5 protein-coding genes are annotated in these 7,694 nt (G+C 62.2%); 1 reads left to right on the forward strand and 4 read right to left on the reverse strand.

Translation table 11 applies throughout. The features are described 5' to 3' along the window. Positions 1–27: 27 nt before the first annotated feature. The 4 genes from OC71_RS11565 to OC71_RS11580 form a co-directional block, all read right to left on the reverse strand. Positions 28–1,977 (reverse strand): acetyl/propionyl/methylcrotonyl-CoA carboxylase subunit alpha, encoded by a 1,950-nt coding sequence (locus tag OC71_RS11565; protein ID WP_041068780.1) that lies wholly within the window; start codon positions 1,975–1,977, stop codon positions 28–30. Further along, positions 1,977–2,792, reverse strand: coding sequence for a gamma-carboxygeranoyl-CoA hydratase (locus OC71_RS11570; protein ID WP_041068783.1), 816 nt, complete (start codon positions 2,790–2,792; stop codon positions 1,977–1,979). Before OC71_RS11570 ends, OC71_RS11565 begins: the two co-directional genes overlap by 1 nt. Before the next feature lie 120 nt (positions 2,793–2,912). After that, entirely contained in the window at positions 2,913–4,520 is a 1,608-nt protein-coding gene (locus OC71_RS11575) for a carboxyl transferase domain-containing protein (protein WP_041068786.1), read from the reverse strand. Positions 4,521–4,533: 13 nt separating this feature from the next. Continuing rightward, on the reverse strand, positions 4,534–5,697 hold the full coding sequence (locus OC71_RS11580; RefSeq protein ID WP_041068789.1) for an isovaleryl-CoA dehydrogenase: 1,164 nt from the start codon (positions 5,695–5,697) through the stop codon (positions 4,534–4,536). Positions 5,698–5,994: 297 nt separating this feature from the next. On the opposite strand from OC71_RS11580, the gene OC71_RS11585 reads away from it, so the two are divergent. After that, on the forward strand, positions 5,995–7,692 hold the full coding sequence (locus tag OC71_RS11585) for an AMP-binding protein (RefSeq protein WP_041068792.1): 1,698 nt from the start codon (positions 5,995–5,997) through the stop codon (positions 7,690–7,692). Positions 7,693–7,694: the final 2 nt, after the last annotated feature.

The following is a 7,694-nucleotide window of genomic DNA, read 5'->3' on the forward strand; positions in this document are numbered from 1 at the left end:
TCGCTCCGCGCAGGATCGATCCTCTGGCTACACGGCTTCCAGTTCAACCAAAGCGCTGCCTTCGCTGACCATTTCGCCTTCCTGGCAATACAGCGCTTTGATCACTCCCGCATGGGGCGCGCGAATGCTGTGCTCCATCTTCATCGCCTCCAGCACCACCAGTTGCGCGCCGGCCTCGACCGATTGCCCGGCCTCCACCAACACCCGCACGATGCTGCCGTTCATGGGCGCAGTCAGACCGCCCTGATGGCTGTGGCTGGTGTCGACGGCGCTGATCGGGTCGTAGGTCTGAATACGCCGTAACTCGCCTTCCCATTGCAGGTACAGCGAATCGCCCTGACGAATGGCGCGCAAGGTGCGGCGTACGCCATCGTGCTCGACGACCAATGCTTCATCCGACAGTTTGGCGTTGTCGGTGCTGCCCAAGGTCAACGCCCGATCCTGACCTTCGCAGCTCAAGTGCAAGGTGACTTCCGCCGGCAACCCTGCGCGCAACCCGCTGTTCAACGCCCACGGCGAACCCAGGTCATCCGCCCGAACAGCGCCCGGCAAACTCTGCGCGAAAGCCTGCGCTGCCGTATTCCAGAACCCATCACTCAGTTCACCCGGAGCCGGAAGCAGCGTTTCCTGATAACGCGGAATAAACCCGGTATCCAACTCCGCAGCGGCAAATGCCGGATGCGCGATGATCCGCCGCAGGAAGTTGATGTTGGTCTTCAAACCGCCGATCGCGAACTCATCAAGCATGCTCAACAGCCGCAGCCGCGCCTGCTCGCGATCCTCGCCCCAGGCGATCAGCTTGCCGAGCATCGGGTCGTAGAACGGCGAAATTTCATCGCCTTGCTCAACACCGCTATCCACCCGACGCCCTGGTCCCGCAGCCGATTCACGATACAAATCCAGGCGGCCGGTGGCGGGCAGGAAATCATTCGACGGGTCTTCGGCATACAGGCGCACTTCAATCGCATGGCCATTGAGCGGCACCTGATCCTGGGTGATCGGCAACGCTTCGCCGCGCGCCACACGAATCTGCCACGCCACCAGATCGAGTCCGGTGATCGCTTCGGTGACCGGGTGTTCGACCTGCAAGCGCGTGTTCATCTCCATGAAGAAGAATTCGCCGCGCGCATCCAACAGGAACTCCACGGTCCCCGCGCCGACGTAACCAATCGCCTGCGCCGAACGCACCGCCGCTTCGCCCATGGCGCGACGCAGCTCCGGGGTCAGGCCCGGGGCCGGGGCTTCTTCGACGACTTTCTGGTGCCGGCGCTGAATCGAACAATCACGCTCGTTGAGGTACAGGCAGTTGCCATGCTGATCGGCGAACACCTGAATTTCCACATGGCGTGGTTTGAGCAGGTATTTCTCCACCAGCATCCGCGAATCGCCGAATGACGACTGCGCCTCACGCTGCGCCGAGGCCAGGGCTTCGGCCAATTGGCTGACGTCCTCGACCACTTTCATGCCTTTGCCACCGCCACCGGCCGTGGCCTTGAGCAGCACCGGATAGCCAATACGTGCGCAGGCATCGCGGAAGGTATCGATATCCTGCGCCTCGCCGTGATAGCCCGGCACCAGCGGCACGCCGGCGGTTTCCATCAACGCCTTGGCCGCCGATTTGCTGCCCATCGCGTCGATGGCCGAGGCGGGTGGACCGAGGAAAATCAGCCCGGCTTGTTCAATGGCGCGGGCGAAGCCGGCATTCTCCGACAGAAAGCCATAACCCGGATGAATCGCCTGCGCGCCGCTGGCCTTGGCCGCCGCGATCAGTTTGTCGATTTGCAAATAGCTGTCAGCGGCTTTGCTGCCACCGAGATCAACGCGGACATCCGCTTCCCGGCTGTGCCGCGCTTCGCGGTCGATGGCGCTGTGCACGGCGACGGTGGTCAGGCCCAGCGCCTTGGCGGTACGCATGACCCGGCAAGCGATTTCGCCACGGTTGGCCACCAGCAGGGTGGTGAGAACAGGTGCGCTCATCAACGCGGCTCCTTGGGGGTGGTTGCAGCTTGCCAGCTTGGCGGGCGTTTTTGCAGAAAGGCGCGCAAGCCTTCCTGGCCTTCAGGGCTGACGCGGATCCGGGCGATGGCGTTTTCGGTGTAGCGGCGCAGCGCCGGGGTCAGTGCGCCGTTGCCGACTTCGCGCAGCAGATCCTTGCTGGCGCGCATTGCGGCGGGACTGTTGAGCAGCAGATTGTCGATCCATTGTTCGACGGCTTGATCAAGCTCGGCGGCCGGGTAGCTCTCGGACAACAAACCGATTTCCCGCGCACGCTGCCCGCCGAAACGTTCAGCCGTCAGCGCGTAGCGACGCGCAGCCCGTTCGCCGATGGCCTGCACCACGAACGGACTGATCACCGCAGGTGCCAGGCCGATGCGCACTTCCGACAGACAGAACTGCGCGTCATCGCTGCCAATCGCCATGTCGCAGCAACTGATCAGCCCCAGCGCGCCGCCGAACGCCGCGCCCTGCACCACGGCCACGGTCGGGACTTTCAGCTTGGCGAGGTTGTACATCAGCTCCGCCAGTTCCCGGGCGTCGTCGAGGTTGGTGTGGTAATCGAGCTCGGTCGATTGCTGCATCCACGCCAGATCGGCGCCTGCGCTGAAGTGCCTGCCACGTCCGCGCACCAGCAGGAAACGCAGGCTGGCATCGCTGGCCACCTTGTCCAGCGCCAGAATCAATTCGCGGATCATTTCGGCGTTGAACGCGTTGTTCTTTTCTTCGCGGCTCAGCCACAGGGTCGCGAAACCCCGTGGATCGCTCTGCAATTCGAGGGTGTTGAAGTCGCTCATATTCTTCCGTCTCCACGGTTCTTGTGGGAGCGAGCCTGCTCGCGAAAGCGGTGTATCAGTCGAAGTATCCGGAGCTGATAGACCGTCTTCGCGAGCAGGCTCGCTCCCACAAAAAAAGCATCACATCCGGAACACGCCGAAGCGGCTCGGTTCGATAGGCGCGTTCAACGACGCGGACAAGGCCAGAGCCAGCACGTCGCGAGTCTGCGCCGGGTCGATGACGCCGTCGTCCCACAGTCGTGCGCTGGAATAGTAAGGGTGACCCTGCTCTTCGTATTGGTCGAGGATCGGTTGCTTGATCTCGGCTTCCTGCGCGGCGCTGAAGGCCTGCCCGCTGCGTTCGGCCTGCTCGCGCTTGACCTGCACCAACACGCCCGCAGCCTGCTCGGCGCCCATCACGCCGATGCGCGCATTCGGCCACATCCACAGGAAGCGCGGATCGTAAGCGCGCCCGCACATGCCGTAGTTACCGGCGCCGAAGCTGCCGCCGATGATCACGGTGAATTTCGGCACCTTGGCGCAGGCCACCGCCGTCACCAGCTTCGCGCCGTGCTTGGCGATGCCGCCGGCCTCGTATTTCTGCCCGACCATGAAGCCGGTGATGTTCTGCAGGAACAGCAGCGGAATGCCGCGCTGGCAGGCCAGTTCGATGAAGTGCGCGCCTTTTTGCGCGGCTTCGGCAAAGAGGATGCCGTTGTTGGCGAGGATCGCGATCGGGTAGCCGTGCAGGTGCGCAAAACCGCAGACCAGCGTGGTGCCGAACAGCGCCTTGAATTCATCGAACACCGAGCCGTCGACCAGCCGCGCAATCACTTCGCGCACGTCGAATGGCTGTTTGGCGTCGGCCGAAACCACGCCATATAACTCGTCGCTGGCGTACAGCGGCGCAATCGGCGTGCGCTGCTGCACTTCACCTAGCTTGCGCCAGTTGAGGTTGGCGACGCTGCGGCGGGCGAGGGCGAGGGCGTGTTCGTCGCTCTCGGCGTAATGGTCGGCCACGCCGGAAATCTTGCAGTGCACATCGGCACCGCCGAGGTCTTCAGCGCTGACCACTTCTCCGGTCGCGGCTTTCACCAGCGGCGGGCCGGCGAGGAAGATGGTTGCCTGGTTGCGCACCATGATCGCTTCGTCCGCCATCGCCGGCACATAGGCGCCGCCAGCGGTGCACGAGCCCATGACCACGGCGATCTGCGGAATGCCCATCGCGCTCATGTTGGCCTGGTTGAAGAAGATCCGGCCGAAGTGTTCGCGATCCGGGAACACCTCGTCCTGACGCGGCAGGTTGGCGCCGCCCGAGTCCACCAGATAGATGCACGGCAATCGGTTCTGCTGGGCGATGGTCTGCGCGCGCAGGTGTTTTTTCACGGTCAGCGGGTAGTACGAGCCACCTTTCACCGTCGCGTCGTTGGCGACGATCATGCACTCGACGCCTTCGACCCGGCCGATCCCGGCAATCACGCCGGCGGCGGGAACGTCTTCGCCATACACCGCGTGCGCGGCGAGCTGGCTGATTTCCAGAAACGGCGAGCCCGGGTCCAGCAGGCGATTGATCCGCTCACGTGGCAGCAATTTACCGCGCGAGGTGTGCCTTTCCTGGGCTTTCGCGCCGCCACCTTGCGCCACGTGGGCGAGCAGGGTGTGCAGGGCGTCGACCTGTTCGAGCATTGCCGCGCTGTTGGCGGCGAACTCCGCTGAACGGGGGTTGAGCTGGGTATGCAGGATAGCCATGGACAGCTCCGTTTTAGCGGGTTTCGTTGAACAGTTCGCGGCCGATCAGCATGCGCCGGATCTCGCTGGTGCCGGCGCCGATTTCGTAGAGCTTGGCGTCACGCAGCAGGCGACCGGCCGGGAACTCGTTGATGTAGCCGTTGCCGCCAAGAATCTGGATCGCGTCGAGGGCCATTTGCGTCGCGCGTTCGGCGGTGTAGAGGATCACCCCGGCGGCGTCCTTGCGCGTGGTTTCGCCGCGCTCGCAGGCCTGGGCCACTGCATACAGGTAGGCGCGGCTGGCGTTGAGCTGGGTGTACATGTCGGCGACCTTGCCCTGGATCAGCTGGAATTCGCCGATGCTCTGACCGAACTGCTTGCGGTCGTGGATGTACGGCACGATCAGGTCCATGCACGACTGCATGATCCCGGTCGGGCCGCCGGACAACACGACGCGCTCGTAATCGAGGCCACTCATCAGCACTTTCACGCCACCGTTGAGCACGCCGAGGATGTTTTCTTCCGGCACTTCGACGTCATCGAAAAACAGCTCGCAAGTGTTGGAGCCGCGCATGCCGAGCTTGTCGAACTTGTTGCTGCGGCTGAAGCCTTTCCAGTCGCGTTCGACGATGAATGCAGTGATACCGTGCGGCCCTTTTTCCAGGTCGGTCTTGGCATAGATCACGTAGGTGTTGGCGTCGGGGCCGTTGGTGATCCAGGTCTTGCTGCCGTTGAGGACGAAACGGTCGCCGCGCTTGTCGGCGCGCAATTTCATCGAAACCACGTCGGAACCGGCGTTCGGCTCGCTCATGGCGAGGGCGCCGACATGTTCGCCGCTGATCAGCTTGGGCAGGTATTTGCTTTTTTGTTCGTGGTTGCCGTTGCGGTTGATCTGGTTGACGCAAAGGTTGGAATGCGCGCCGTAGGACAGCGCCACCGAGGCCGAACCGCGGCTGATTTCTTCCATCGCCACCACGTGCGCCAGGTAACCCAGACCCGCACCGCCGTACTCTTCCGGCACGGTGATACCCAGCAGGCCCATGTCACCGAACTTGCGCCACATATCGGCCGGAAACAGGTTGTCGTGGTCGATCTGCGCGGCGCGTGGGGCGATCTGATCGGCGACGAAGGACTGAACCTGATCGCGCAGCATGTCGATGGTTTCACCGAGGGCGAAGTTCAGGGATGGGTAGCTCATGGGTCACCTTTTGGCTTTTTTGTAGGGTGGGGAGGGCAGTCGAACGGCTCTCACCTTTACGTTAACGTAAGCCTGCGATGGTTGGCTGTCAATCACCCTTTACGTTAACGTCAACTTGAGCGAGAGTAAGGGCACCTCAGGATTGAAAGTGGACTGTCCCATGTGGGAGCGAGCTTGCTCGCGAAGGCGTCAGGCCAGTCGACAGGGATGTCGAATCAGAGGCCTCTTCGCGAGCAAGCTCGCTCCCACAGGGGGGACAATCCGGTAAACCCACTAATAAAGACAATAGGGGTCGTCATGGATCAACCCAGTGCAAACCCGCAGCGCAGCTATACCCGAGGCTCACAGGACAAAGCCTTGCTGACGATGACCATCGGGCAGAAGTTCGACGAGACCGTCGCGCTGTACCCGGACGGCGAGGCGCTGGTGGTGCGTCATCAGCAGCTGCGTTACACCTGGCGGCAACTGGCCGACGCGGTAGACGTTCATGCCAGAGCGCTGCTGGCGTTGGGTTTGCAGGCCGGTGACCGACTTGGCATCTGGGCGCCGAATGGCGCGCAATGGTGCATTACACAGTTCGCCACCGCGAAGATCGGCGTGATCCTGGTCAACATCAACCCGGCCTACCGCAGCTCCGAACTGGAATACGTGCTCAAGCAGTCCGGTTGCCAATGGCTGGTCTGCGCCGGTGCCTTCAAATCTTCGAACTATCACGGCATGTTGCAAGGCTTGCTGCCGGAACTGGCCCAGCAATCCATCGGCGAACTGCACAGCGAGCGCCTGCCGGAGCTGCGCGGGTTGATAAGCCTCGATCCGCAGCCACCTTCGGGTTTTCTCCCGTGGTCGCAACTGGCAGATCTGGCCGCCATTGTCTCTGCCGAACAATTGCGTGAACGCAGCGACAGCCTGCACTTCGACCAACCCGTCAACATCCAGTACACCTCCGGCACCACCGGATTCCCCAAGGGCGCGACCCTCAGTCACTACAACATCCTCAACAACGGTTACATGGTCGGCGAGAGCATCGGTCTGACCCCGGACGATCGCCTGGTGATCCCGGTGCCGCTGTATCACTGCTTCGGCATGGTCATGGGCAACCTCGGCTGCATCACTCACGCCAGTACGATGATTTACCCCAATGACGCCTTCGATCCGCTACTGACCCTGCAAACCGTCGCTGAAGAACAAGCCACCGGGTTGTACGGCGTGCCGACCATGTTCATCGCCATGCTCGATCAGCCGCAGCGCTCCGAGTTCGACCTGTCGACCCTGCGCACCGGGATCATGGCCGGTGCCACCTGCCCGATCGAAGTGATGCGGCGGGTCATCAGCGAGATGCACATGAGTGAAGTGCAGATTGCCTACGGCATGACCGAAACCAGCCCGGTGTCATTGCAGACCGGGCCGAACGATGAGCTGGAGCTGCGCGTGACCACTGTCGGCCGAACTCAGCCACAGCTGGAAAGCAAGATCATCGACGAGGCCGGTAACCTGGTTCCGCGCGGCACCATCGGCGAACTCTGCACCCGTGGTTATAGCGTGATGCTCGGTTATTGGAGCAACCCGCAAGCCACCGCCGAAGCCATCGATGAGGCGGGCTGGATGCATACCGGCGACCTGGCGAGCATGAACGATGAGGGTTACGTGAATATCGCGGGGCGTAACAAGGACATGATCATTCGCGGGGGCGAGAACATTTACCCGCGCGAACTGGAAGAGTTCTTCTTCACCCACCCGGCGGTGGCGGACGTACAGGTGATCGGCATTCCGTGCTCGCGTTACGGTGAGGAGATCGTCGCCTGGATCAAATTCCACCCCGGCCACCATGCCTCCGAACTGGAACTGCAAACCTGGTGCAAGGAACGCATCGCCCACTTCAAGACGCCGCGTCATTTCAAGTTCGTCGAGGAGTTTCCAATGACGGTGACGGGCAAGATTCAGAAATTCCGGATGCGCGAGATCAGTATCGAGGAGTTAAAAACAATCGAACGGTAGCT

This window comes from Pseudomonas sp. W15Feb9B, from assembly GCF_000828175.1.
Lineage (GTDB): Bacteria > Pseudomonadota > Gammaproteobacteria > Pseudomonadales > Pseudomonadaceae > Aquipseudomonas > Aquipseudomonas parakoreensis.

What these genes read in the sequence shown, in the direction of transcription:
- OC71_RS11585 (WP_041068792.1), top strand. Translation starts at nt 5,995, where the DNA reads ATGGATCAACCCAGTGCAAACCCGCAGCGCAGCTATACCCGAGGCTCA.
- OC71_RS11580 (WP_041068789.1), bottom strand. Translation starts at nt 5,697, where the DNA reads ATGAGCTACCCATCCCTGAACTTCGCCCTCGGTGAAACCATCGACATG.
- OC71_RS11570 (WP_041068783.1), bottom strand. Translation starts at nt 2,792, where the DNA reads ATGAGCGACTTCAACACCCTCGAATTGCAGAGCGATCCACGGGGTTTC.
- OC71_RS11575 (WP_041068786.1), bottom strand. Translation starts at nt 4,520, where the DNA reads ATGGCTATCCTGCATACCCAGCTCAACCCCCGTTCAGCGGAGTTCGCC.
- OC71_RS11565 (WP_041068780.1), bottom strand. Translation starts at nt 1,977, where the DNA reads ATGAGCGCACCTGTTCTCACCACCCTGCTGGTGGCCAACCGTGGCGAA.